Annotated in this window: 25 protein-coding genes; 14 read left to right on the top strand and 11 right to left on the bottom strand. The window is 73.5% G+C overall.

What is annotated here, in order from left to right:
• Positions 1–64: 64 nt before the first annotated feature.
• On the top strand, positions 65–712 hold the full coding sequence (locus O7607_RS09460; RefSeq protein ID WP_269702478.1) for an FMN-dependent NADH-azoreductase: 648 nt from the start codon (positions 65–67) through the stop codon (positions 710–712).
• Positions 713–793: 81 nt separating this feature from the next.
• Here O7607_RS09460 and O7607_RS09455 read toward each other — a convergent pair whose 3' ends face one another.
• From O7607_RS09455 to O7607_RS09445, 3 genes are all read right to left on the bottom strand, one after another.
• A complete protein-coding gene (locus tag O7607_RS09455; RefSeq protein ID WP_269702476.1) occupies positions 794–1,828 on the bottom strand; it encodes a 2-oxoacid:ferredoxin oxidoreductase subunit beta in 1,035 nt (344 codons plus the stop codon).
• Positions 1,821–3,668, bottom strand: coding sequence for a 2-oxoacid:acceptor oxidoreductase subunit alpha (locus O7607_RS09450; RefSeq protein WP_269702474.1), 1,848 nt, complete (start codon positions 3,666–3,668; stop codon positions 1,821–1,823). Before O7607_RS09450 ends, O7607_RS09455 begins: the two co-directional genes overlap by 8 nt.
• A 195-nt stretch (positions 3,669–3,863) precedes the next feature.
• The gene (locus tag O7607_RS09445; RefSeq protein WP_269702473.1) at positions 3,864–5,279 is read right to left on the bottom strand and encodes a hypothetical protein; all 1,416 of its coding nucleotides are present in this window, start codon (positions 5,277–5,279) and stop codon (positions 3,864–3,866) included.
• A gap of 125 nt (positions 5,280–5,404) precedes the next feature.
• Between O7607_RS09445 and O7607_RS09440 the strand changes: the two genes are divergently transcribed.
• Positions 5,405–5,782 carry an NADH-quinone oxidoreductase subunit A gene (locus O7607_RS09440; RefSeq protein WP_030273665.1) on the top strand — a complete coding sequence of 126 codons (378 nt, stop codon included), beginning with the start codon at positions 5,405–5,407 and terminating at the stop codon, positions 5,780–5,782.
• A 14-nt stretch (positions 5,783–5,796) separates the two neighbouring features.
• On the opposite strand, the gene folP is transcribed toward O7607_RS09440, so the two are convergent.
• Positions 5,797–6,666, bottom strand: coding sequence for a dihydropteroate synthase (gene folP / locus O7607_RS09435; RefSeq protein WP_269702471.1), 870 nt, complete (start codon positions 6,664–6,666; stop codon positions 5,797–5,799).
• Positions 6,667–6,818: 152 nt separating this feature from the next.
• On the opposite strand from folP, the gene O7607_RS09430 reads away from it, so the two are divergent.
• From O7607_RS09430 to O7607_RS09415, 4 genes are read left to right on the top strand one after another with little or no spacing between them, the layout of a single operon-like run.
• Complete coding sequence (locus O7607_RS09430) at positions 6,819–7,490, top strand: DivIVA domain-containing protein (protein ID WP_269702469.1); 672 nt, start codon at positions 6,819–6,821, stop codon at positions 7,488–7,490.
• Complete coding sequence (locus O7607_RS09425; RefSeq protein ID WP_269702467.1) at positions 7,487–7,987, top strand: SRPBCC family protein; 501 nt, start codon at positions 7,487–7,489, stop codon at positions 7,985–7,987. Before O7607_RS09430 ends, O7607_RS09425 begins: the two co-directional genes overlap by 4 nt.
• A 54-nt stretch (positions 7,988–8,041) precedes the next feature.
• Positions 8,042–8,626, top strand: a complete 585-nt coding sequence (locus tag O7607_RS09420) for a DNA-3-methyladenine glycosylase I (protein WP_041784439.1) — start codon at positions 8,042–8,044, stop codon at positions 8,624–8,626.
• 36 nt (positions 8,627–8,662) lie between these two features.
• On the top strand, positions 8,663–9,286 hold the full coding sequence (locus O7607_RS09415) for a hypothetical protein (RefSeq protein WP_269702464.1): 624 nt from the start codon (positions 8,663–8,665) through the stop codon (positions 9,284–9,286).
• A 23-nt stretch (positions 9,287–9,309) separates the two neighbouring features.
• On the opposite strand, the gene O7607_RS09410 is transcribed toward O7607_RS09415, so the two are convergent.
• Positions 9,310–10,101, bottom strand: a complete 792-nt coding sequence (locus O7607_RS09410) for an enoyl-CoA hydratase/isomerase family protein (RefSeq protein ID WP_269702462.1) — start codon at positions 10,099–10,101, stop codon at positions 9,310–9,312.
• Positions 10,102–10,104: 3 nt separating this feature from the next.
• Complete coding sequence (locus O7607_RS09405) at positions 10,105–10,923, bottom strand: PaaX family transcriptional regulator (protein ID WP_018788949.1); 819 nt, start codon at positions 10,921–10,923, stop codon at positions 10,105–10,107.
• 190 nt (positions 10,924–11,113) lie between these two features.
• Here O7607_RS09405 and O7607_RS09400 point away from each other — a divergent pair, with 190 nt between their 5' ends.
• Together O7607_RS09400 and O7607_RS09395 are read left to right on the top strand one after the other, a co-directional pair.
• Entirely contained in the window at positions 11,114–11,281 is a 168-nt protein-coding gene (locus O7607_RS09400) for a DUF3117 domain-containing protein (protein WP_013283866.1), read from the top strand.
• 145 nt (positions 11,282–11,426) lie between these two features.
• The gene (locus tag O7607_RS09395) at positions 11,427–12,914 is read left to right on the top strand and encodes a leucyl aminopeptidase family protein (protein WP_269702460.1); all 1,488 of its coding nucleotides are present in this window, start codon (positions 11,427–11,429) and stop codon (positions 12,912–12,914) included.
• A gap of 24 nt (positions 12,915–12,938) precedes the next feature.
• Here the strand turns inward: O7607_RS09395 and O7607_RS09390 are convergent, their stop codons facing one another.
• Entirely contained in the window at positions 12,939–13,589 is a 651-nt protein-coding gene (locus O7607_RS09390) for an O-methyltransferase (RefSeq protein WP_081636063.1), read from the bottom strand.
• Positions 13,590–13,801: 212 nt separating this feature from the next.
• On the opposite strand from O7607_RS09390, the gene O7607_RS09385 reads away from it, so the two are divergent.
• A complete protein-coding gene (locus O7607_RS09385; protein WP_269702458.1) occupies positions 13,802–15,106 on the top strand; it encodes a S1C family serine protease in 1,305 nt (434 codons plus the stop codon).
• A gap of 72 nt (positions 15,107–15,178) precedes the next feature.
• Complete coding sequence (locus O7607_RS09380) at positions 15,179–15,601, top strand: preprotein translocase subunit TatB (RefSeq protein ID WP_269702456.1); 423 nt, start codon at positions 15,179–15,181, stop codon at positions 15,599–15,601.
• A gap of 139 nt (positions 15,602–15,740) precedes the next feature.
• On the opposite strand, the gene O7607_RS09375 is transcribed toward O7607_RS09380, so the two are convergent.
• The 3 genes from O7607_RS09375 to O7607_RS09365 all read right to left on the bottom strand — a co-directional run bounded on the left by O7607_RS09375 (position 15,741) and on the right by O7607_RS09365 (position 18,849).
• Positions 15,741–16,889, bottom strand: a complete 1,149-nt coding sequence (locus O7607_RS09375) for an Mrp/NBP35 family ATP-binding protein (protein WP_071096918.1) — start codon at positions 16,887–16,889, stop codon at positions 15,741–15,743.
• A gap of 72 nt (positions 16,890–16,961) precedes the next feature.
• Entirely contained in the window at positions 16,962–17,570 is a 609-nt protein-coding gene (locus O7607_RS09370) for a DUF1003 domain-containing protein (protein ID WP_269702455.1), read from the bottom strand.
• Positions 17,563–18,849 (bottom strand): magnesium transporter MgtE N-terminal domain-containing protein, encoded by a 1,287-nt coding sequence (locus tag O7607_RS09365; RefSeq protein ID WP_269702454.1) that lies wholly within the window; start codon positions 18,847–18,849, stop codon positions 17,563–17,565. Before O7607_RS09365 ends, O7607_RS09370 begins: the two co-directional genes overlap by 8 nt.
• Before the next feature lie 33 nt (positions 18,850–18,882).
• Between O7607_RS09365 and O7607_RS09360 the strand changes: the two genes are divergently transcribed.
• A complete protein-coding gene (locus O7607_RS09360) occupies positions 18,883–19,752 on the top strand; it encodes a PhzF family phenazine biosynthesis protein (protein WP_269702453.1) in 870 nt (289 codons plus the stop codon).
• Between the two features lie 159 nt (positions 19,753–19,911).
• Positions 19,912–20,445, top strand: coding sequence for a hypothetical protein (locus tag O7607_RS09355; RefSeq protein ID WP_269702452.1), 534 nt, complete (start codon positions 19,912–19,914; stop codon positions 20,443–20,445).
• 85 nt (positions 20,446–20,530) lie between these two features.
• On the opposite strand, the gene O7607_RS09350 is transcribed toward O7607_RS09355, so the two are convergent.
• Complete coding sequence (locus O7607_RS09350; RefSeq protein WP_269702451.1) at positions 20,531–21,226, bottom strand: HAD family hydrolase; 696 nt, start codon at positions 21,224–21,226, stop codon at positions 20,531–20,533.
• 105 nt (positions 21,227–21,331) lie between these two features.
• On the opposite strand from O7607_RS09350, the gene O7607_RS09345 reads away from it, so the two are divergent.
• Both O7607_RS09345 and O7607_RS09340 read left to right on the top strand, forming a co-directional pair.
• Positions 21,332–22,324, top strand: a complete 993-nt coding sequence (locus O7607_RS09345; RefSeq protein WP_269702450.1) for a DMT family transporter — start codon at positions 21,332–21,334, stop codon at positions 22,322–22,324.
• A gap of 66 nt (positions 22,325–22,390) precedes the next feature.
• Entirely contained in the window at positions 22,391–24,523 is a 2,133-nt protein-coding gene (locus O7607_RS09340) for an APC family permease (RefSeq protein ID WP_269702449.1), read from the top strand.
• Position 24,524 lies beyond the last annotated feature (1 nt).

Here is a 24,524-nt window from a genome sequence, read left to right as displayed (position 1 = left end):
AGGAACATCGACCTGCTATAAATAGTTGGTCCTACACGAACGATCGTCGGAGGAGGAACCACCAATGGCACACCTACTGCACATCGACTCCAGCATCACCGGGGAGCGGTCCATCAGCCGGCGGCTCACCGCCCGCGCCGCCGCCGCCTGGCGCGCCGCCCACCCGGACGGCACCGTCACCTACCGCGACCTGGGTCAGAACCCGCTGCCGCACCTGAACACCGCAAGCGGCCTCGCGCGCATGGTGCCCCCGGATCAGCACACCCCGGAGCAGCGGGCGTCCTGGCAGCTGACCGAGGAGGTGGTGGCCGAGGTGAGGCAGGCCGACACCGTCCTGCTCGGGCTGCCGCTCTACAACTACGGCGCGCCCAGCAGCGTGAAGTCCTGGGTCGACCACCTGATCGCCCCCGGCATCGCGTACGACCCGGTGACGAACGCCGGGCTGCTCGGCGACCGCCAGTTCGTCGTCCTGGTCAGCCGCGGCGGCGGGTACGGCCCGGGCACTCCGCGGGAGGGCTGGGACCACGCCGAGCCGTGGCTGCCGCACGGCCTCTCCCTGACCGGGCTGGAGCCGCGGTTCATCTGCGCCGAGCTGACCCTGGCCCCGGTCAACTCGGCGATGGCCGAGCTGATCCCGCTGTTCGAGCAGAGCCTCGCCGCGGCCGAGCGGGCCGTCGACGAGCTGTGGGTGCCCGCCTCGGCGGCCGCCTGACCGGGCTGCCACACACCGCGAAGGGCGGGCCGTTCCACGGGGGAACGGCCCGCCCTTCGTCCGTGACGGGTCAGCGGCGGATCAGAGGATCGTCCAGGTGTCGCCGCTGCCGAGCAGCGCGCCGAGCTGCTGCTCCGGGGTCTGGTCGACGGTGGCCTTGGCGGCCGCGACCTGCTCCTGCACCACGCTGTCGTAGGAGGGGCGGTCGACCGACCGGAACACCCCGATCGGGGTGTTGCTCAGGTCCAGGCCCGGCAGGCGGGACAGCGCGAAGGCGTACGCCGGGTCGGCCACGCCCGCGTCGTGCACGACGATCTGGTCGGCCGGCGTGTTCGCGGTCTCCCGGACCTCCAGCCCGAAGCCACCAGGCGGGTGGACGACGCAGAACTGCCCGTCCTTGCCGAACGTGATCGGCTGCCCATGCTCCAGCCGGATCAGGAAGTCGTCCCGGGTGGCCGGCTCCTTCAGCGGGTCGAACGCGCCGTCGTTGAAGATGTTGCAGTTCTGGTAGATCTCCACGAACGCCGAACCCTCGTGCTGGGCGGCGGCCCGCAGCACCGACTGGAGGTGCTTGCGGTCCGAGTCGATCGTCCGGGCCACGAACGTGGCCTCGGCGCCGAGCGCCAGCGACAGCGGGTTGAACGGGGCGTCCGCCGAGCCCACCGGCGTCGACTTGGTGATCTTGCCGACCTCGGAGGTGGGCGAGTACTGACCCTTGGTGAGGCCGTAGATCCGGTTGTTGAACAGCAGGATCTTGAGGTTCACGTTGCGCCGCAGCGCGTGGATCAGGTGGTTGCCGCCGATGGAGAGCGCGTCGCCGTCACCGGTGACCACCCACACCGACAGGTCCGGCCGGGACACCGACAGGCCGGTGGCGATCGCCGGGGCGCGGCCGTGGATCGAGTGCATGCCGTACGTGTTCATGTAGTACGGGAAACGCGACGAGCAGCCGATGCCCGAGACGAAGACGATGTTCTCCCGGGGGATGTTCAGCTCCGGCATGAAGCCCTGCACGGCCGCCAGGATGGCGTAGTCGCCGCAACCGGGGCACCAGCGCACCTCCTGGTCGGACTTGAAGTCCTTGGCGGTGAGCTTGAGGGCGACGGGCTCAGACATTCTTCAGGACCTCTTCCAGCATCGTCTCCAGCTCGGCGGCGGTGAACGGCAGGCCGCGGACCTGGTTGTAGCCGATCGCGTCGACCAGGTACTTCGCCCGGATCACGTGGGCGAGCTGGCCGAGGTTCATCTCCGGCACGACCACCTTGTCGTAGCGGCCCAGCACCTCGCCGAGGTTGGCCGGCATCGGAGCCAGATGCCGCAGGTGCGCCTGGGCCACCGACAGCCCGCGCTGACGCAGGCCACGGCAGGCCGCACCGATCGGCCCGTACGTCGAGCCCCAGCCCAGCACCAGCACCCGGGCGTCGCCGTCCGGATCCTCCACCTCGACGTCCGGCACCGGGATCGTCTCGATCCGGGCCGCCCGGGTCCGCACCATGAAGTCGTGGTTGGCCGGGTCGTACGAGATGTCGCCGGTCTTGTCGGCCTTCTCCAGACCGCCGATCCGGTGCTCCAGACCGGCCGTGCCGGGCACCGCCCACGGGCGGGCCAGCGTCTGCGGGTCCCGCAGGTAGGGAAGAAATGTGGTGCCGTCCTCGCCGTTGGGCTTCGTGGCGAACTCGACCCGCAGGTCGGGCAGCGACTCGACGTCGGGCAGGAGCCACGGCTCGGAGCCGTTGGCGACGTAGTTGTCCGACAGCAGGATCACCGGGGTGCGGTAGGTGAGCGCGATCCGGGCCGCCTCCAGCGCGGCGTGGAAGCAGTCCGAGGGCGACTTCGGCGCGATCACCGCGACCGGCGCCTCGCCGTGCCGGCCGTACAGGGCCATGTTCAGGTCGGCCTGCTCGGTCTTGGTGGGCATGCCGGTGGACGGCCCGGCCCGCTGCACGTCGACGATGACCAGCGGCAGCTCCAGCGCCACCGCCAGGGAGATCGTCTCGCTCTTGAGCGCCACGCCCGGGCCGCTCGTGGTGGTGACACCGAGCGAACCGCCGTACGACGCGCCGAGCGCCGCACCGACCGCGGCGATCTCGTCCTCGGCCTGCATGGTGACCACGCCGAACTTCTTGTGCTTGCTCAGCTCGTGCAGGATGTCCGAGGCCGGCGTGATCGGGTACGCGCCGAGGAACACCGGCAGCCCGGAGCGCACCCCGGCGGCCACCAGGCCCAGCGACAACGCCGCGTTGCCGGTGATGTTCCGGTAGGTGCCGGGCAGCATCTTGGCCGGCTTGACCTCGTACCGGACGGAGAAGTCCTCGGTGGTCTCGCCGAAGTTCCAGCCGGCCCGGAACGCGGCCACGTTCGCCGCGACCAGCTCGGGGCGGGCCGCGAACTTACGCTCCAGGAAGCGCAGCGTGGACTCGTACGGGCGGGAGTACATCCAGCTCAACAGCCCGAGCGCGAACATGTTCTTGGCCCGCTCGGCGTCCTTCTTGGACACGTCGTGCTCGGCCAGCGCCCCGATCGTCATCGAGGTGAGCGCCACCGGGTGCACCGCGTACCCGTCGAGCGAGTTGTCGTCGAGCGGGCTGGTCGCGTAGCCCACCTTGGCCAGGTTGCGCCGGGTGAACTCGTCGGTGTTGACGATGATGTCGGCCCCGCGCGGCAGGTCGGCCAGGTTGGCCTTGAGCGCGGCCGGGTTCATCGCCACCAGCACGTTCGGCGCGTCGCCCGGGGTCAGGATGTCGTAGTCGGCGAAGTGCACCTGGAAGCTCGACACGCCGGGCAGGGTCCCGGCGGGAGCGCGGATCTCGGCGGGGAAGTTGGGCAACGTGGAGATGTCGTTGCCCAGCTGCGCCGTCTCCGAGGTGAACCGGTCGCCGGTGAGCTGCATGCCGTCGCCGGAGTCACCGGCGAACCGGATGACCACCCGGTCCAGTTGACGGATCTGCTTGGTCACACCCGCACCTCGCTTAACTGAGCGCCGTCGCCCTGCCGGCCCGGCCCGCTCCGATTCTCACGTCAGAGCCTACGTCGCCACGTTAGGGCCACCTTGGTCGAGGTCCGACGTATGGGACTGGATCGGGCCGCTGTATGCCCTACTTTGCAGCGTTTAGTACCTGGGCCCGTAACCCAGATCACCATATATTCATGATCACCGGTCGGTGACCGGACGCTCCGGCACGGTGATGTCGCTGCGGCGGCGCAGCGAACGGGTCGCCAGCGTCAGCGCGAGCACGACCAGGAGACCGGACACCGCGATCAACGCGACGGCGGCCCACCGGGTCGAGGTGTCACCGCCGTCCCGTTCGCCGGCGGCGACGAGCACACCCTGGGAGCCGGTCGGGGCGGGCGCGCCGACCGGCGGGGAGGCGTCCGCCGCCGCGGCGCTGATCCGGAAGCTCATCTGCACCTGCCGGTCCCGCCCGCTGCGCGGGTCCAGCCGGCCGATCACCGCGCCGGACAGGGGCGCCCGCCGCTGGGCCTCCGCCGAGGCGGCGAGCGTCAGCCGTACGGTCGCGGTCCGGCCGGCCGCCAGGGAGCCCAGCTCGCAGCGGGTCCGGTCGGCCGAGACCGGGGCGCAACCGCTCTCGGCGCCGGCCACGCTCACCCCTTCGGGGAGGAGCACCTCGATCCGGCCCGCGGCGTCGACCTTGCCGGTGTTGCCGAGCCGGACGGTCAGCGTGCTGGGCGCGCCGCTGATGTCGAAGAGCACCTCGTCGGCGCGCAGCGAGATGCCGGGTACCGGCGGCCCGGGCGGGAACAGCACCGCGAAGCCCTCGTCGTCGTACGCCGCGCCCGTCACCCCGGGTGCGACGGCGGTGACCTGGACCGATCCAGCCAGCGGCATGGTCCGCCAGGCGTCGCCGTCGACCCGGACCCGGATGGTCGCGCTGAACCGGGCGCCCGGCTCGGCGTCCCACCCGACGCAGCGGTGGTCGGCGCCACCTGCCGGCTCGCAGCCCGGGGTGCCCGCGTCGGTCAGCCCCGGTGGGAGCGTGTAGCCCAGGCTGATCCGCTCCGCCCGCCCGCCGGTGTTCGTCACCGTCACCCGCAACGTGGCCACCGTGGCGTCGGCGTTCCAGTAGGCCGGCGGGAGGACCACGTCTTCGGTGGTCACGCGTACCCCCAGGGGCCCGCCGGCCGGCTGCGCCGGCGGGGGCGGCGGGGTCTTGACCGGCGGCACGACCGGCGGGGGCGCGGGTGCCGTGGTGGCCGGGGCGGCCGTGGTCGGTGCCGGTTCGGCGGGCGCGCTCGTCGGCGGCGGCGGGGGCGGTGCGGTGGTGATCGGCGCCGGCGGTTCGGTCGCCGGAGGCGGCGGCTCGGTGGGCGGCGGGGCCGTCGCCGTGGTCGTCGGCTCGCCGGTGGGCGCGGGCTCGGTCGGCTCGCCGCCGGGGTCGCCGCCCGGCTCCACCGGCTCGACGATCCGGAGCGCGGCGGCCGGCCCCGGGTGGGCGACGGCTCCGGCCGGTCCCACCGCCACCAGCGCCGCGACGAGCGCGGGCGTCAGCAGCGCGAGGGTACGGCGGAGCGCGACCCACCGATCGGGTGCAACGCGGGGGCGGGCCATCTGTCCTCCGGGACGATCAACGGGATCCCATTATTCGGTGATACTTGCCATCAAGCACTAGTCCTGCGAGGAAACGAATTCGTAACGTGTCCGGGACATCTGGAGGGGACCGGTACGCTCCGGTCGTGACCGGATATCTCGGCTCGTACGCCACGCTCGGTCTGCTGCTCCTCGCGGCCGTGCTCTTCTTCGTGACGGCGTTCTCGGCGAACCGGGTGTTACGTCCGAGCCGGCCGGCCGAGCCGTGGGGCAAGCGGGCCAGCTACGAGTGCGGTCTCGACCCGGTCGGCGGCGACTGGGCGCAGATGCAGATCCGCTACTACGTCTACGCGTACCTCTACGTGCTCTTCGCGGTCGAGGCGGTCTTCCTGTTCCCCTGGGCGCTGGTCTTCGACCGGCCCGGCTTCGGCGCCACCACCGTGGTGGAGATGGGCGTCTTCGTGGCGATCGTCGCGCTCGGCATCCTCTACGCGTGGCGGCGCGGCGTCCTGCGCTGGACCTGACGCACCGCGCCCGGCTAGGCCAGCCCGCGCCGGGTCACCGCCGGCGGCCGGTCGCCCCGGATGGACGCCACCATGTCCAGCACCCGGCGCGTCTCGCGGACCTGGTGGGCGCGGAACACCCGGGCGCCGAGCCAGGCCGAGACCGCGGTGGCGGCGAGCGTCCCCTCCAGTCGCTCGGGCACCGGCAGGTCGAGCGTCTCGCCGATGAAGTCCTTGTTCGACAGCGCCACCAGCAGCGGCCAGCCGGTGTCGGTCAGCTCCGCCAGCCGCCGGGTGATCTCCAGCGAGTGCCAGGTGTTCTTGCCGAAGTCGTGCGCCGGGTCGATCAGGATGCCGTCCCGGCGCACACCCAGCCCGACCGCGCGTTCGGCCAGCCCGGTGACGGTGCCGACCACGTCGGCCACCACGTCGTCGAAGGCGGCCCGGTGCGGCCGGGTACGCGGGGCCAGCCCGCCGGCGTGCGAGCAGACCAGCCCGGCGCCGGTCGCCGCGGCGACCCGGGCCAGCGCCGGGTCCGCCCCCGACCAGGTGTCGTTGAGCAGGTCCGCGCCGGCCGCCACCGCTTCCACGGCCACCTCGGCACGCCAGGTGTCGATGGAGACGACCACGTCGGGGAAGGCGGACCGGACCGCCGCGATGGTGTCCACCGTCCGGCGGATCTCCTCGGCCACGTCCACCTCGTCGCCCGGCCCGGCCTTCACCCCGCCGATGTCGATGATCTCGGCGCCCTCGTCCACCGCGCGCTCCACCGCCCGCAGCGCGCTGTCCTGGGCGAAGGTGGCACCCCGGTCGAAGAACGAGTCCGGCGTGCGGTTGACGATCGCCATCACCACCAGCTCACCGGGGCCGAACGTCCGTCCGCCCAGCCGTAACGCCCCGGTCATGCCCGCCTCCTCGTCGCCGGACCGCACCGGCCGGTCCGACGCTATCCGGTCCCGGCCGCGCCGCCCGTGCCGGTCCCGTGCGCCGGACGCATTTGGCGACCGGACGTCTCGGAGGGCTCGCCCGATCCCGCCCCGCATGCCACGATCTGTGCATGGGTGAGGTTCTGCTCCTCTTGGTCGTCGCGCTGACCGTCGCGGCTGTGGTGTTCGGGGTGACGGTGCTGGTCTCCGGCAAGGATCCGGGTCTCACGCCGGCCGAGCCGGACGGGCGGGCCGTGCCCCTGCCCGGCAGCCGTCCACTCGACGAGTCGGACGTGTCCGACATCCGCTTCGACACGGCGCTGCGCGGCTACCGGATGAACCAGGTCGACGCGGCGCTGCGCCGGGCGGCGTACGACATCGGCTACAAGACCGAGCTGATCGGCGTCCTGGAGGCGGAGAACGCGGCGCTGCGGGAGGGGCGTACCGAGGACGCCGAAGCGCTGCGCCGGGCCCGCGAGGAGGCCGCCGCGACCCGCCCCGAGACCGAGTCGGCACCCGACCCGTCCACCGAGCCGGTCGTGATCGACCTGTCCGAGCCGGAGTCGCCGGCCCGTGCCGGGGCCGACGGGCAGCCGGCCCGCGCCGACGCCGACGGGCAGCCGGGCCGGGCCGACGCCGACGGCCGGCCGGGACGCGCCCCGGCCGAGGCGGGCGTGGCCGAGGCCCCCGCCGCCGCGGCGACCGAGGACACCGTCTCCCCGGCGAACGGGATCGCGGCCGGGCCGGCCGATGACGACGCCGACCGGGAGCGCGGTTCGGTGGTCCGCTCGGAGTCGGCGTGACCGGCGCCGGCCCGTCGGCCGACGACTTCACCGAGGCGTCCCGCCGGGGCGCCGCCGAGGTCACCGCCACGGTGATCGTCGAGGCCCCGGCCGACCGGGTCTTCGCCGCGCTCACCGCGTGGGAGCGGCAGTCGGACTGGATCCCGCTGACCCGGGTCCGGGTGGTCGAGGGCGACGGTGGCGAGGGCAGCCTGGTCGAGGCGGTCACCGCGCTCGGTCCGGCAGTGCTCCGCGACGAGATGCGTGTGGTGCGGGTCGACGCGCCGTACGAGGTCGGGGTGGTGCACTGCGGCAAGCTGCTGCGCGGGCCCGGCGTGCTGCGCTGCACCCCGATGGACCGCGACCGCACGCAGGTGGTCTGGCACGAGTGGTTCCACCTGCCGGGCGGGCGGGCCGGCCGGGTGGCCTGGCCGGTGCTCTGGCCCGGCTCGAAGTTCAGCCTGACCCAGGCGCTCAAGAAGTTCGCCCGGCTGGTCGAGCAGGGCCGCCTGCCCTGACGGGCGGTCGTCGGCGCGGCGGGACTGTCGGTGGCCCGGCCTATCGTGGACGCCGTGACTGACCTGGTGACCGGCGCCGACGGGCTGCCGCGCTGCGCGTGGGGAGCGAGCACCCCCGACTACGCCGTCTACCACGACGAGGAGTGGGGCCGGCCGCTGCGCGGCGACGACGCGCTCTACGAGCGGCTGACGCTGGAGGCGTTCCAGTCCGGCCTGTCCTGGCTGACCATCCTGCGCAAACGGCAGGCGTTCCGGGACGCCTTCGCCGGGTTCCGGATCGAGTCGGTGGCCCGTTACGGCGAGGCCGACGTGACCCGGCTGATGGCCGACGCCGGGATCGTCCGCAACCGCGCCAAGATCGAGGCGGCGATCGCCAACGCCCGGGCCGCGTCGGAGCTGCCCGAGGGCCTGTCCGCGCTGCTCTGGTCGTTCGCGCCCCCGCCCCGGGCGGCGCGTCCCCGGTCCTTCGCCGAGGTGCCGGCCACCAGCCCGGAGTCAGTCGCGATGGCCAAGGCGCTCAAGAAGCGGGGCTTCCGGTTCGTCGGCCCCACGACCGCCTACGCGCTGATGCAGGCCACCGGCATGGTCGACGACCACCTGGCCGACTGCCACGTGAGCGGTGACCGGGCCGGGGTGTGACGGAGCGCGCCACCGCCGACGTGATGGGATTGGGGCATGACCGACACCGAGCCGCGTACGAGCGGGACGACAGACGGTGCGACCACGACCGGAGCCTGGGCGGTGCTGCTGCCCACCGAGCGCTTCGAGGCCGAGCGGCTGGTGCACCACGACCTGCTGGAGCTGACCGGTCTGTCCGAGGCGGCCCGCCCCCGGCCCGGTGACCGGGTCGCGGTGCTCGTCGACGAGCCGTTGCGCCTGGTCGCGCTCGGCCGGGTCGCACCCGCGTCGTCCGAGACCGCGGAGGACCCGGACGACCCGCAGTCCGACGCGGCGGCCGGGCCGCTCGTGGTCACGTACACCCGGCGGGTGCTCGACGAGCCGGTGCCCGTCGACGGCCCGGCGCCGGACGGCCCGGTCGTGGCGATCGACCCGGCCCGCTGGCGGTCGCTGGCCGACCGGCTCGGTCCGCCGCCCGCCCGCAGCACCTGGCTGGTCAGCCTGGACCTGCCGATCGAGGCCGCGTCGCGCGCCGAGGCGGTGCGGATCTTCTGGTCCTACGTGCAGGAGCTGGGCCCGCGGGAGCTGCCGGCGTTCGTCTCGCCCTACGGCGACGAGCTGGCCATGCAGGCGTTCGTGCTCGGCGTCGAGGCCAACCAGGATCCGGAAGAGGACGACTGACCCCACCGTGCCCGCAGGGGCGCTCAGCGCCCCTCGAAGACCGGCTTCTGCTTGTCGACGAACGCCTTCGTGGCGGCCCGGTGGTCGGCGGTGGCACCGCAGATCGCCTGTGCCTGCGCCTCGGCGGCCAGCGCGTCGGCGAGCGTGCCCGCGTCGGCGATGGAGAGCTGGCGCTTGATCGCCCCGTACGCGATCGTGGGGCCGGCGGCGAGCCGGGCGGCCAGTTCCTGCGCGCTGGGGAGCACCTGCTCGTCGTCGTCCACCAGCTTGGTCAGCAGGCCCAGCCGGCAGGCGTCCTCGGCGCCGACCGGTTCGGCGAGCATCAGCAGCTCGACGGCCTTGGCGTGGCCGACCAGCCGGGGCAGCGTCCAGGAGGCGCCGGTGTCGGCGGCGAGCCCCACCCCGGCGAACGCCATCAGGAACCGGGTTTTCGGGCCGCCGATGCGGAAGTCGGCGAGGAACGCCAGCGAGGCGCCGGCCCCGGCGGCCATCCCGCGCACCGCGGCGACCACCGGCTTGGGCAGGTTGGCCAGCCGGGCGGCGATCGGGTTGTAGTGCGCCCGCACCGTGCCCAGCGGGTCGGCGTCCGAGGTCTCCAGCGTCCGCACGTGCTCGCGGAGATCCTGCCCGGCGCTGAACGAGCCGCCGGCACCCGCGAGCACGACCGCCCGGCAGGACCTGTCGGTCTCCAGCTCGGCCAGGGTGTCCCGGAGCGCCTCCTTGAGCGCCACGTCGAGCGAGTTCATCGCCGTCGGGCGGTTCAGCGTCAGGGTGACGACGGCGTCGGTGCGGTCGACGAGGAGCGGCTCGGTCACGTTCTAACGACCCTTCTGTCGGGCGAGGCGGTTGCCGGCGTCGAGGCACTGCTCGACGTACCGGTCGGCGGCCGGCCGGAGCCGGGCCGCGTGCCGGTCGAAGAAACTGGCCGCGCTGGTGCCCGGCCAGCGCTCGGGCAGCAGTGCCGGGGGCAGTTGCGGGTCCCGGAACAGGAACGTACGCCACGCGTGCACGAGCCGGAACCGGGCTGCGTACGCGTCCTCGTCGCTGCTGCGCACCGTGACGCCGGAGAGCAGCGGCTTCTGCTCGGCGACGAAGCGCTCGTAGGCCCGGCCGATCTCGGCCAGGTCCCAGGCGCGGCGGACCACGCCCATCGCACCCGGTGTGCCGGCCGCGTGCGCGGCGGTGAAGCGCTCGTAGCGTACGCCCGCCTCGTCGAGCAGCAGGTCGACGTCCTCACCCGGGCGGGTGGCCACCCAGGTGCAGTCGTCGAGCGTGCCGTAGCCGAGGAAGGCGAGGTTGGCGGCGAGCCGCTGCCGGTCCCGGCGGGAGGAGGGCGCGGTGAGCACCAGGAGATCGAACCGCCCGTCCCAGCTGTGCCGTCCGGTCCGGTAGATCCGGGACGCCGCCTCGTCGAGTCGACGAGCCGCCTTCGGGGTGATCGAATATCCCGGTCCGGACGCGAGCCGGAGCGGTTCCAGCCAGCCCTGGCGGACCATCCGGGACACCGCGGTGCGTACCGCCGGTGGGGCGATCCCCAGCGGGGCGAGCAGCTTGACCAGGGCGGCGACCGGTGCGCGGCCGCCCCGGGCCCGGAGGTGGTCGCCGTACAGGTCGAAGAGTGCCGACCGTGCCTGCATGACCGCACATTGTGACAGGCCTATCCAAGATAAGCTAGATGCTGTTACATCAATGCTGCTTCGGTTTGGGTCCGGCGGTGTTCATCAGGGAAAATCGTTGGTCGAGCCTTCCGCGAGGGTTGCGGAAGGCGATGGCGAAGTGGCTGTGGGGCAACTCACCGACCCTGGTGTAGGTCTGAGGGGAGACAACATGGCGGCGATGAAGCCGCGGACGGGCGACGGTCCGCTGGAAGTCACCAAGGAGGGCCGGGGCATCGTCATGCGAGTCCCGCTGGAGGGTGGTGGCCGGCTCGTCGTCGAGATGACTCCCGACGAGGCCACCGCGCTCGGTGACGCGCTGAAGGCGGCCGCGGGCTGATTCGAGGAGTGTCCCGCGTGGCGTCCGCCGCGCGGGCGGTTCGTCCTACCCTGAGCCACCGGGATCCCCGGTGGCTCAGGGTCTTTCCTCGACGGGCGCGTGGCAGAACGTGCCCGTTCCACCCATTTCGGAGGTACGGTCCAGCGTGCTGGTCATTCGTCTGGTGAGTGGGCCCGCCGGGCCCGACGCTCTCGTCCTGCCCGTCCGTCCCGGAGGGCCGGACTCGCCGGACTCGCCGGCCGCCCCGGCCTCCTCGGCCCAGCTGGTCCCGACCGCCGTGCCGCCCGGTGACGACGTCCGGGACGAGGCCGCCGCCGTACTGCCCGCCGCCCGGCTCACCGGTTCGGCCGGCGAGGTGCGCCAGCACCTGCGTCCCGGCGGATCTCCGTCGCGGCTGTGGCTGCTGGGCGTCGGCGACGGCGACGAGCGCGACTGGCGTACCGCCGGCGCCGCGCTGGCCCGCGCGGCGAAGGATGAGACGCAGATCACCATCGCGCTTCCGGCGGAGGCGACCACCGCCCTTCGCGGCCTGGCCGAAGGGCTGCTGCTCGGCTCGTACCGCTTCCGCCTCACCGAGGCCGGCGGGCGACCCGCCCTGGCCGAGGTCGAGGTGCTCGTCGACGACCCGGACGCACTCGCCGGCACGCTCGCCGCCGCCCGGGCCACCGCCGAGACGACCCGGCTCGCCCGGGACCTGACGAACATGCCCTCGTCGACCAAGAACCCGGAGTGGTTCGCCGCCCAGGTGGCCGAGGCCGCGTCCGGGCGGCCCGACCTGCACCTGCGGGTACGCGGCCCGGAGGAACTGGCGGCCGAGGGCTTCGGCGGCATCCTGGCCGTCGGCGGCGGCTCCGCCAGCGGCCCGCGCCTGGTGGAGCTGGACTGGCGGCCGGAGGGCGCGCGTACCCACGTGGTGCTCGTCGGCAAGGGCATCACGTTCGACACCGGCGGCATCTCGATCAAGCCGGTGCCCGCCATGAAGCTCATGCGCAAGGACATGGCCGGCGCCGCCGCCGTGATCGCCGCGACGCTCGGCGCCGCCGAGCTGCGCCTGCCGGTACGGGTGACCACGCTCGCCCCGCTCGCCGAGAACATGGTCAGCGGCTCGGCGTTCCGCCCCGGCGACGTGATCCGGCACTACGGGGGGCTCACGAGCGAGAGCACCAACTCCGACGCCGAGGGCCGGCTGGTGCTCGCCGACGCGCTGGCGTACGCGGTCCGCGAGCTGAAGCCCGACCTGCTTGTCGACCTGGCGACGCTCACCGGCGCGAACGCCGTCGCCCTGGGCAAGCGGCACGCCGCGCTCTACAGCGAGAACGACGCGCTCGCGGCGGGCCTGCTCGACGCGATCACCGCGGCCGGCGAGCGGGCCTGGCGGATGCCGCTCGCCGACGACTACGTGGAATACCTGGCCAGCGACGTCGCCGACCTGCACAGCTCGCCGGCCCAGGGCGCCGGTTCGGTGGTCGCCGCGCTGTACCTGCGGGAGTTCACCGGCGACCTGCGGGACCGGTGGGTACACCTGGACATGTCCGCGCCGTCGTGGTCCGACGACACGCACGGCGAGCTGGTCAAGGGCGCCACCGGCTGGGGTGTGCGCGGGCTGCTGCGCTGGCTGGCGACGCTGGGCTGACGTTCCGGTGCGCCGGGCCTGCTGTCAGGCCTTCACGGCGGCGAGCAGGCCGTGGCCGACCGGCAGCAGCGCGGGCACCCAGTGCTCCGACTCGCGGATCGCCTTGATCGTCTCCCGCACGGTGACCGTCTCGACGTCCCGGGCGGCCGGATCGCCGATCCGGCCGGCCGCCAGCGCGCCGTTGAGCGCGAGCACCCCGCCGGGGCGCAGCAGCCGCAGCGCCGCGTCCACGTACGCGGCGAAGCCGGTCGACACCGCGTCCACGAAGACCAGGTCGTAGGCACCATCCGCGAGCCGGGGCAGCACGTCGAGGGCGCGGCCGGTGATGATCCGGGTACGCCCCGACGGGAAGCCCGCCTCCTGGAACAGCCGCCGGGCGATGCGCTGGTATTCGACCTCGACGTCGATCGTGGTGAGCACGCCGTCGGGCCGCATGCCGCGCAGCAGCCACACGCCGCTCACCCCGGTGCCGGTGCCGATCTCCACCACCGCCCGGGCGTTCCCGGCGGCGGCGAGCAGCCGCAGCGCGGCACCCGACCCGGGCGTGACCGCCTCCACCCCCACCTCGTGGGCGAGGGCGCGGGCCGTGCGCAGCACGAGATCCTCGGTGACGAAAGACTCGGCGAAGTGGAGCGCCTGGGCCGTCGAACTGCCGTGACCGGCGACCGTGGCGATGGGACACCTCCGAGGGGCGGACTGGTGCGAGGGGCGGTATGCACTGTGAGCGTAGAGGCGGGGCGGTACCGGCGCAGCCGCGAGTCCGCCGTCGGACGATCACGGACGGCAACCCCTGACTCCATTCGCGCCATCCGTGTAATCCTGGATGTGTCCCGCGCGTCACTGTCGTCCGGCTCCGCCGGTCGCCGGCGCGGGGCCAGCGGGACGGAGTGGGAGGCACCGACGTGACCGACGGCTGGGACTGGCGGCGGCCCGGCGGATCGCCGGCACCGGGTGGGCCGGCGTCCGGACGACCGCCGCGCAACGCCCCGGATCAGGCGACGTCGCCGTGGTGGTCCGACGCGCTGGCCGACCCCTGGCGGGACCCGTACGCACCCGCCGCCGTGGTGGTTCCGGCGGCGCCGACGCCGGGGGCGGGGGAGCCGGAGCCGGTCACCGACCCGGACCTGCCGGCCCGGCCCGGGCTGCGCCAGGTCGTGCTCATCTCCCTGGTCACCGCGTTGCTGGCCGGTTCCCTGGGCAGCGCCCTGACGTACGCCTTCCTGCGCGGCGGTGACGTGCCGACGATCGGTGCGCAGAGCGGCCAGGCCCCCGCGCTGGCCCAGCGCAAGCCCGAGTCACTGGCCGGGGTGGCCGAGCGGGTCCTGCCGAGCGTGGTCACCATCCGGGTGGTCAGTCTCGGCGGCACCAGCGAGGGCTCCGGCTTCGTGGTGACGAACGAGGGCCACATCATCACCAACGACCACGTGGTCGCCGACGGCCCCGGTAAGGCCACCGTCGTGTTCAACGACGGCAGCACCGCCGCCGGCACCGTGGTCGGCCAGGACCCGGAGTCGGACCTCGCAGTGATCAAGGTCTCGCGCAGCGGGTTGACCCCGGTGCAGTTCGGCGACTCCGACGCGCTCGCCGTCGGTGACCCGGTGCTCGCCATCGGGTCGCCGTTGTCGCTCGCCAACACCGTCACGGCCGGCATCGTGAGCGCGCTGGACCGGACCATGCAGGCCGGCGAGCCGGGCGGGCCGACGCGCTACTACGCGGCGATCCAGACCGACGCCGCGGTCAACCACGGCAACTCCGGCGGCCCGCTGGTGGACGGCGCCGGACGGGTGGTCGGTGTCAACTCGACGATCAAGTCGCTGGTGGCCGACGGGCAGGAGGCGGGCAACATCGGCCTCGCCTTCGCCATCCCGATCAACCAGGCGAAGCGGATCACCGAGGACATCATCGGCACCGGCAAGGCCCGGCGTACGGTCATCGGCGCCCAGGTGGGCGGCACCGGCGCCACCGGCGGCGGGGTACGCCTCAACGCGGTCGAGCCGGCCGGCCCGGCGGCGGCGGCCGGTCTGCGTACCGGGGACGTGGTGCTCCGGCTGGACGGCCACCCGATGACCGACCCGACCGATCTGGTGGCCCTGGTACGCAAGTACGCGCCCGGTTCGGTGGTGACGGTCGAGTACCGGCGCGGGTCGTCGCGGCAGAACGCGTCGGTGACGCTCGCCGCGGATGCGAAGTGAGGACCCGTCACCCCCTCCCCGATGGTCACCTGACGTGCGTAGTCTTGCCCTGACACGGACGAGGAGGCCGCGGTGTTCGAGAACCTGAACTGGTGGGAGATCGGCGTCCTGCTGCTCCTGGCGCTGTTGATCTTCGGGGACCGGCTGCCCAACGTGATCAACGACGGTCTCCGGATGGTCCGCAACCTGCGCAACATGGCGCGCAACGCCACCGGCGACCTGAGCCGCGAGCTGGGCACGGACATTCAGCTGGAGGATCTGCACCCCAAGGCGTTCATCCGCAAGCACCTGCTCAGCGAGGAAGACGAGCAGGCGATCCGCAAGCCGCTGCAGAGCATGTACGACAACCTGCGCTCGGACGTCACAGGCGTGCACGACGAGCTGAAGGACGTGGCGAAGGCCGCCGACCTGCGTACCCCGAGCGTCGCGACCAGCGCCCCCACCCCCACCCCCGCGCCGCCGGCCCCCCGCCCGTCCTACGACGACGCCACCTGAGGCCCCCGCTTTCGCCGTCGATCATGAGGTTGACGGCGCGACACGCCGGTCCGGCGACCGCCAACCTCATGATCGACGCCGGAAACGGGACCGCCCCCTCCCGCGTGCGGCGGGAAGGGGCGGTGAGGAGCGCGGGGGGTCAGCGGCCGGCCGGCTTGAGGCCCAGGGGCTTGCCGAGCAGGGACTCGCGGCGCACCGCGAGGCGGTCGGCGACCTGGAACAGGGCCTTCGCGGCCGGGGCGTCCGGCTGCGCCAGCACGATCGGCTGACCGGCGTCGCCGCCCTCGCGGACCCGGGTGTCCAGCGGGATCTGCCCCAGCACCGGCACCTGCGCGCCGATCGTGCGGGTCAGCGACTCGGCCACCGCCGCGCCGCCACCGGACCCGAAGACCTCCATCCGGGAGCCGTCCGGCATCTCCAGCCAGGACATGTTCTCGATCACGCCGACCACCCGCTGGTGGGTCTGCAGCGAGATCGCACCGGCCCGCTCGGCCACCTCGGCGGCGGCCGCCTGCGGGGTGGTGACGACCAGGATCTCCGCGTTCGGCAGCAACTGGGCCACCGAGATCGCGATGTCGCCGGTGCCCGGCGGCAGGTCGAGCAGGAGGACGTCCAGGTCACCCCAGTAGACGTCGGCGAGGAACTGCTGAAGCGCCCGGTGCAGCATCGGGCCGCGCCAGACCACGGCGGCGTTGCCGGGCGTGAACATGCCGATCGAGATGACCTTCACGCCGTGCGACTGCGGCGGCATGATCATGTCCTCGACGCGGGTCGGCGCGCCGTCCGCGCCGAGCATCCGGGGCACCGAGTGGCCGTAGATGTCCGCGTCCACCACACCCACCGACAGGCCCCGGGACGCCAGCGCGGCGGCCAGGTTGACGGTGACGCTGGACTTGCCGACACCGCCCTTGCCGCTGGCGACCGCGTAGACGCGGGTCCGCGAGCCCGGCTGGGCGAACGGGATCACCGGCTCGGCGGTGGCGCCGCCACCGCGCAGCTTCGACTGCAGTTCCTGGCGCTGCTCCGGGCTCATCACACCGAAGATGATCTCGACGCCGCTCACGCCCGGTACCGCGCCGACGGCGGCGGTGATGTCACTGCGCAGCTTGTCCTTCAGCGGGCAGCCGGCCACGGTGAGCAGCAGCTCCACCCGGACCACGCCGTCCTCGCCGCGCTCGGCGGACTGGACCATGCCGAGTTCGGTGATCGGCCGGCGGATCTCCGGGTCGTTGACGGTGGCCAGGGCGGCCTGGATCGCGTCGGAGACGGTGCTGACGGGTGCTGACATGCCCGCAATGCTACGTCGCGGGTCATCGGCCACCGCCGCTGGCGGGGGCGGTGTGAGCGATTCGATGGCCGCTCAGCCGTCGCGCCGGCCGTCCCGCACGTAGTCGCCGTCCAGCTCGTCCCGGGGCTCGTCCAGCGGCTCGCCGCCGCCCGTCCGCCGGCCCTCGCGCTCCTGCTGCCGCCGCTCCAGCTTCCGCCGCCGCTCGGCCGCCTCGTCCAGCTCCTCACCCAGCCGGGTCAGCTCGGAGCGCAGGAAGTCCCGGGTCGCCACGTCACCCATCGCGATACGCAGCGCCGCGATCTCCCGCGCCAGGTACTCCGTGTCGGCCTTCTGGAGCGTGGCCCGCCGCCGGTCCTCGTCCAGCGCGATCCGGTCCCGGTCCGCCTGCCGGTTCTGCGCGAGCAGGATCAGCGGCGCCGCGTACGACGCCTGCAACGACAAGATCAAGGTCAGGAACGTGAAGGTGTACGGGTCGAAGCGCAGATTCGCCGGCGCCAGCGTGTTCCACAGGAACCAGGCCACCAGGATCAGCGTCATGTAGACGAGGAAGTTCGCCGTACCCATGCCCCGGGCGATGCCCTCGGCCCAGCGGCCGAAGGTCTCCGCGTCGATCCGGCGCAGGCGCAGGTTCCGCGGGGTGCGCGGCTGGTCCAGCCGCTCGCCCCGTCGCTGATCACTCATCGTCGCCGTCCAGGATGCCGTCGTGGGTGGCGGACGAGGGGGATGCCGCGTCCCGGTCCCGCCAGTCCCGTGGCAGGGAGTGGTCGAGCACGTCGTCCACTGTCACCGCGCCGACCAGGCGGTTGTTCCGGTCCACCACCGGCATGCCGACCATGTCGTACGTCGCCATCCGGCGGGTGATCTCGGGCAGCGGCGTCGACGTCCGCAACGGGTCGATGTCGTTGACCACGATGCCGCCGAGCAGATCGGCCGGAGGTTCCCGGAGCAACCGCTGGAAATGCACCATACCCAGGTAGCGGCCGGTGGGCGTGGTCAGTGGGGCGCGGGTCACGAAGACCTGGGCGGCCACCGCGGGCGACAGCTGCGGCTCCCGGATCCGGGCCAGCGCCTCGGCCACCGTGGCGTCCGGCGGCAGGATCACCGGCTCCGAGGTCATCACGCTGCCGGCGGTGCCGGAGGCGTAGCGCAGCAGTTGGCGTACCGGGTCGGCCTCGTCCGGTTCCATCAGGTCCAGCAGGACGTCCTGCTCCGGTGGGGGCAGTTCGTTGAGCAGGTCGGCCGCGTCGTCCGGCTCCATCTCCTCCAGGACGTCGGCGGCGCGTTGCCGGTCCAGCGCGGCGAGGATCTCCACCTGGTCGCGTTCGGGCAGCTCGCTCAGCACGTCGGCGAGGCGTTCGTCGTCGAGCGCGGCGGCCACCTCGTTGCGCCGGGCGTCCGGCAGGTCCTGGAGGGCGTTCGCCAGGTCGGCCGGGCGCATGTCCTCCAGGACGGCGAGCAGGTTCGCCGTACCCCGGTTGTCACCGACCACGCCCAGGCCGCGGACCCGGTCCCAGTCGACCTGGTGAAGATGGCCGCGGCGGGTGAGCCGGCCGGTCTGCTCGCGGACGGCGACCCGGCTCAGCGCCCACTCGCCGCCGCGGCTGCACTCCATCGCCACGTCCACGACCGAGCCGGCCTGCCCGCTGTCGAGCTGGACCCGGCGGTCGAGCAGTTCCTGCAGCACCAGCAGCTCGTTCGGGCGCTTTTCGAAGCGGCGCAGGTTGAGCGTGCCGCTGCCGAGCACCACTCCGTCCGGATCGATGGAGGTGATCCGGTTGATGGACAGGAAGATGCGGCGCCGCATCGGCATCTCGGCGACCAGACCGACCACCTCCGGCGGTCGCTGGGTCGCGCGCATCCGGGCCACCGCGTCCCGGACACGGCCGACCTGGTCGCCGTTCGGGTCGAAAACGGCGACTCCGGCGAGTCGAGCGAGGTAGAGCCGGTTCGGCGTGCTCACGGCCACCAGCCTAAGGGCCTACCCTCTAACAACATGTCGACCTTGGGCTACGAGATCGTGGACGTCTTCACCGACCGCCCCTTCGCCGGCAACCCGCTGGCCGTGGTGTTCGGCGCGGAAGGGCTCGCCACCGAGCAGATGCAGGCGCTCGCGCTGGAGTTCAACCTGTCCGAGACGGTCTTCGTGCTGCCCCCGACGCAGGTGGGCGCCACCTACCGGGCCCGCATCTTCACCCCCGCCGACGAGCTGCCGTTCGCCGGGCACCCGAGCGTCGGCGCCGCGGTGACCGCGAGCCGGCGCGGCGTCATCGGTGCGGGCCGGGTCACCCAGGAGTGCGGCGCCGGCGTCCTGCCGATCGAGGTGACGGCGACCGGCGCGACGCTCACCGGCGGTACGCCCACGCTCGGCCCGGAACTCGACCCGGAGCCGCTGCTGGAGATGGTCGGCCTGACCGGCCCCGACCACGTCGGACCGCCACCCCGGGTCGCCGGGTGCGGTCTGGAGTTCCCCTACCTTCCGGTACGCCCGGACGCGGTGGCCCGGGCACGGTTGAACACGACGGCGGCGCAGCGGTACGGAGTGGAGCACGTCAGCATCTTCTCCTGGGACGCCGATTCGCAAACCGCGCACGCCCGGGTCTTCGTGCCGGGGCTCGGCGTACCGGAGGATCCGGCGACCGGCTCGGCCGCCCTGGGGCTGGGCGTGTGGCTGGTCGCCAGCGGCCTGCTGCCCGGCGAGGGGCGTGCGGAGTACACCGTCCGGCAGGGCATAGAGATCAACCGCCCTTCCACACTGGCCTGCACGGTGACCGCATCCGGCGGGCTGGCCCTGGGCGCGACGGTCTCCGGCCAGGTGATGCCGGTGGCCCGAGGCGAGATCACCGTCCCCCCGTTCATCGGCTGACCCCCCTGCCCTCTGCCCCCTGCCCCTCCGCCCGGACGCCTTGCCTCGGTGATCAAGGAGTTTGTGTCGGCGAACCGGCCCCTGGAGGACACAAACTCCTTGATCAACCGGTCGAGGGCGGGGCGGGTGGGCGGGTGAGGGCGGTAGGGACGGGCCGGGATGGGGGAGGATGGCGGGGTGAGTGACGAGGTGGACGAGCGGGTGACGCCGCCCCTGGTGGACGAGGCGGTGAAGAAGGCCGCTGTCTGCTGGGTGAGCACCGGTGCCGGCCCGGCGTACGCGCTGTGGTGCCTGCCGCTGGAGGGCACCCTGCTCGTGGTCAGCGGTCCGGGTGAGCAGGCCGCACCAGGGCTCGCCGACAGCGACACGGCCGACGTGACGCTGCGCGGCGACCACGGCGGCCGGATCGTCACCTGGCCGGCGCGGGTGACCCGGCTGCGACCCGGCACCGAGGAGTGGGACACCGTCGCGCCGCTGGTCGCGGCGAAGCGGCTCAACGCCTCCGGCTCCGCGACGGAGCTGGTGGAGCGGTGGGCGGCGCAGGGGTGCGCGCTCAACCGGCTCGCGCCGGCCGGCACCGCCGTGTCCGGCGCCGACCTGCCGGACGGCTCGCTGAGCGAGCAGCCCCGCCCGGCCCCTGCGGTACGGGCCGTCCGCAAGCCGTTCCGCCTGCACCGCGTCCGCCGCCGCTGACCGCGAACCACCGGGGTGTCAGGCGGCCGACGCCCGATGCGACCCCGCCGCGTCCGGCGGGCGGGGCCGCGTTCGACAAGCCCGGTCAGGCGACGGGGACCGGGTCGAGCAGGTCGAGCACATCCGTCAGCGAGGTCAACGACGGTCCGTCGAAGCCGTGGTCGGCGTTGAGGACCACGTGGTCGGCGAGGTCCGGGGCAGCAAGCCGGGCCGCGCTCAGCCCGGCCCGCTCCGCGCCGGTCAGTTCCTGGCTGTCGCCGTCACCGACGTAGAGGCAGTCGGCCGGGAGCTGGCCGAGGCGGTAACAGGCGGCCAGGTAGAGCGCCGGGTCCGGTTTGCAGCGGCCGAGGCGTACCGAGAAGACCTGGGCGTCGAGCAGCGGCGCCACGGCGAGCTGTGGCAGGAACGCCGGCAGTTCGTGCGTGCAGTCGCTGACCAGCCCGGTGCGCACGCCCCGGCGGCGCAGCGCGGCCAGCACCGGTACCGCCTCCGCGCGGAGCCGGGTGTCGGCGCGTACGGCCCGGTGCCGGGTGGCGACGGCGGCGCGGACCTCCGCGTCGGACGGGCGCACGCCGAGCCGGTCGCAGACCCAGCGCATGGTGGACTCGGCGTCCCCGAACGATCCGCTGGCCCGTTCGTGGAAGCTGCTGTCCAGCACCTCCACCAGGGCCTCGGTGGAGCAGCCGAGCAGGTCGGCGGTGGCGCGGTGGGCGGCTCCGCGCCGTACACCATGGGTCAGGGTGCCGAAGAAGTCGAACAGCACCGCCTGGAATCCGGGCATGAGGGAACGCCTCCGGACGTCGAGGGGGGAGATCGCCGGGACGCTGATCGTAACCGAGTGCTGACGTTCCGTGTCTGTCGGGTGTCCGTGTGAGGATTACCGTTCGTGCCGACCGTTCCGCAACGCCCGCCGATCGACGCGCTGACTGTGGGCGCGCTCGCCCTGGCCGTCGCGTCGGTCTCGTCCTCGGCGCCGCTCGTGGCGTTCGCTGCCGCGTCGGCGCTGGCGGTGGCGTTCTGGCGTACCGCGCTGTCGGCGGCGGTCCTGGGCCCGGTCGCGTTGATCCGGCGGCGCGCCGAACTCCGCGCGCTGACCGTCGGGCCGGCCCGGCGCGAGGGGCTCTACTGCGTACTCGCCGGGGTCGCCCTGGCCGCCCACTTCGCCACCTGGATGCCGAGCGCGCAGCTCACCTCGGTGGCGGCCGCGACCGCGCTCGGTGCGACGCAGCCGGTGTGGCAGGGGTTGATCGCCCGCGGGCAGGGACGGCGGCTGCCGGCGGCGGTGTGGGCCGGCATCGCGGTGGCGGTGCTCGGCGCGGTGCTCGCCACCGGCACCGACTTCGGCGTCTCCGGCCGGGCGTTCGCCGGTGACCTGCTGGCGGTGGTCGGCGGCCTGTTCGCGGCCGTCTACACCGCCTTCGGCGAGCGGGCCCGGGCCAGCATCAGCACCACCACCTACACCACCGTCTGCTACGGCGTCTGCGCGGCGGTCCTGCTCGTGGTGTGCCTGGTCGGAGGGGTACGCCTGCACGGCTTCGACGGCCCGACCTGGCTGGCGATCCTCGCCCTGGTGGCGGGCGCCCAACTACTCGGCCACTCGATGTTCAACTACGCCCTGCACCGGGTCTCCGCGACCACAGTCAGCGTGCTGATCCTGCTGGAGGCGCCCGGCGCGGCGTTGATCGGCTGGGTGTGGCTGGGGCAGTTGCCCCGGCCGCTGGCCCTGCCGGGTCTGGCGCTGCTGCTGGCCGGCGTGGCGGTGGTGGTGCTCGGCGGTGCGCGGGCCGGTCGCCGCGTCACGCCGGTCGCCGCACCGGCCGACCCGACGCCGCTCGGCAACGCGGAACAGACGCGGCGACCCGGCACCGCGCCCGACTGAGCCGGTCGGGGCGAAGTCGCGCCGTTCCGGCCACCGGGCCGTCCGGTTTGCACGAAAGTGCTCAGGGTGGGGTCGGACCGGGACGACGCGGCTGAGACGGGCACCGTCGTCACGCCCTCGGCCGAGTTCCCGCCGCTCGGCGACGAGGAACGCGCGGCGCTCGGCCGGATCGGCGAGCGCTGGCGCGGCCCGCGCCGCGCCGACGACCTGCCGGTCGACCCGACGCTCGGGCGGCACGACCACCACCCGGCGCCGACCCGCTTCGGGCGGCTGGCGCCGATCGACATGTTCACCGTGGCGCAGCCGGACGAACTGGTCGCCACCGGCGCGGCCGACCTGCCCGGCGACCGGACCGGCCGGTCGGTCGCCCGGGTACGCCGGGCGCTGCTCGGCCCGCCGCTGTCCAGCGCGTCGGTGCTGTACGAGCGGATGCGCAAACTGGTCGCGCTGCCGGTGCTCTCCTCCGACCTGCTCAGTTCCGTGGCGTACGGGCCGGAGGCGATGCTCGCGGTGCTGGTGCTGGCCGGGAGCGCCGCGCTCGGTCTGGCCCTGCCGCTCGCCGCCCTGCTGGTGGTGCTGATGGTCGCTGTCGGCCTGTCCTACCGGCAGACCATCCCGGCCTATCCGCACGGCGCCGGCTCGTACATCGTCGCGGGGGACAACCTCGGGCGTACGCCGGGACTGGCCGCCGCAGCCGGGCTGATGCTCGACTACGTGCTGACCGTGTCGGTGTCGATCGCGGCCGGGGTGCACGCGGTCACCTCGGCGCTACCCGGGCTCGACCGGTGGGCGGTGCCGCTCGGCGTGCTGGTGATCGCCATGCTGCTGGCCGGGAACCTGCGCGGCGTACGCACCGCCGGGAACATCTTCGTGCTGCCCACGTACGCGTTCGTGGTGGTGCTGGTTGCGGTGCTGGCGGTGGGGTACGCGAAGGCCGCCTCGCGGGGTTTCGCGCCGCTGCCGCCGCCCTCGGTGCCCGCCGCCGAGGGCCTGGGCCTGCTGCTGGTGCTGCGGGCGTTCTCCTCCGGCGCGGTGTCGATGACCGGCATCGAGGCGGTCTCCAACGCCGTGCCGGCGTTCCGCCCGACCGAGTGGCGCAACGCCCGGACCACGCTCGGCTGGATGGTCGCCATGCTGGTGACGCTGTTCGCCGGCCTGGTCGGGCTGATCCACCTCGACGGCCTGGTGCCCCGGGCGGACGAGACGCTGCTGTCCCAGCTCGGCCGGGTCACGTTCCCGAGCGGGCCCTGGTACGCGATCCTCCAGGCCACCACCGCGCTGATCCTGCTACTCGCCGCGAACACGGCGTTCAACGACTTCCCCCGGCTGCTGTTCTTCATGGCCCGGGACGGGCACGCGCCACGCCGGTTCCTGCACATGGGCGACCGGCTGGCGTTCAGCAACGGACTGGTGGCGCTGGCGCTGACCGCAGCGGTCGTGTTCGTCGCGTTCGGCGGGCACACCGAGCGGCTGATCCCGCTCTACGCGGTCGGTGTGTTCCTCGCGTTCACGCTGTCCCAGACCGGGATGGTGGTGCACTGGCGGCGCCGCCGGGGGCCGGGATGGCGCCGCCGGCTCGCGGTCAACGCGGTCGGCGCGGCGCTGTCCGGGCTGGTGCTGCTGACCGCGGCGGTCGCCAAGTTCACCGAGGGCGCCTGGGTGGTGGTGCTCGCCGTGCCGCTGCTGGTGCTGCTATTCCGCCGGATCCACAGGCACTACGACCGGCTGCACCGCGCGCTGGCGCTGCACCCGCCGCCGTCCGCGCCGCCCGCCGAGTGCGATGAACTGCCCCAGCAGGTACGCCACCTGGTGGTCGTGCCGGTGGCCCGGCTGAACCGGGCGTCGCTGCGCGCGCTGGCGTACGCGACCTCACTCGGGCGGCCCACGCTCGCCGTGCACCTCGCCCCGGAGGAGGCCGAGGCGGACCGGTTCCGGGAACAGTGGCGAGCCTGGGGAGACCATCTGCGGCTGGAGACGATCGTGTCGCCGTACCGGTCGGTGATCGGGCCGCTGGCGCACTACCTGGAGGCGCTGCACGCCGCGAACCCGGACCTGACGCTCACCGTGATCGTGCCGGAGGTGGTGCTGCGCCGACGTCGGTACCGGCTGCTGCACAGCCGCGCCGAGCAGCGGCTCCGGGCGGCGTTGCGCGCGCTGCCCGGCGTGGTGGTGACGAGCGTCCCGGTGCACGTGTCGTGAC

Origin of the sequence: Micromonospora sp. WMMA1949 (assembly GCF_027460145.1) — a bacterium.
Taxonomy (GTDB): Bacteria; Actinomycetota; Actinomycetes; order Mycobacteriales; family Micromonosporaceae; genus Micromonospora.
Note: the sequence above shows the minus strand (reverse complement) of the source record. Positions and strands in the feature narration are given on the sequence as shown.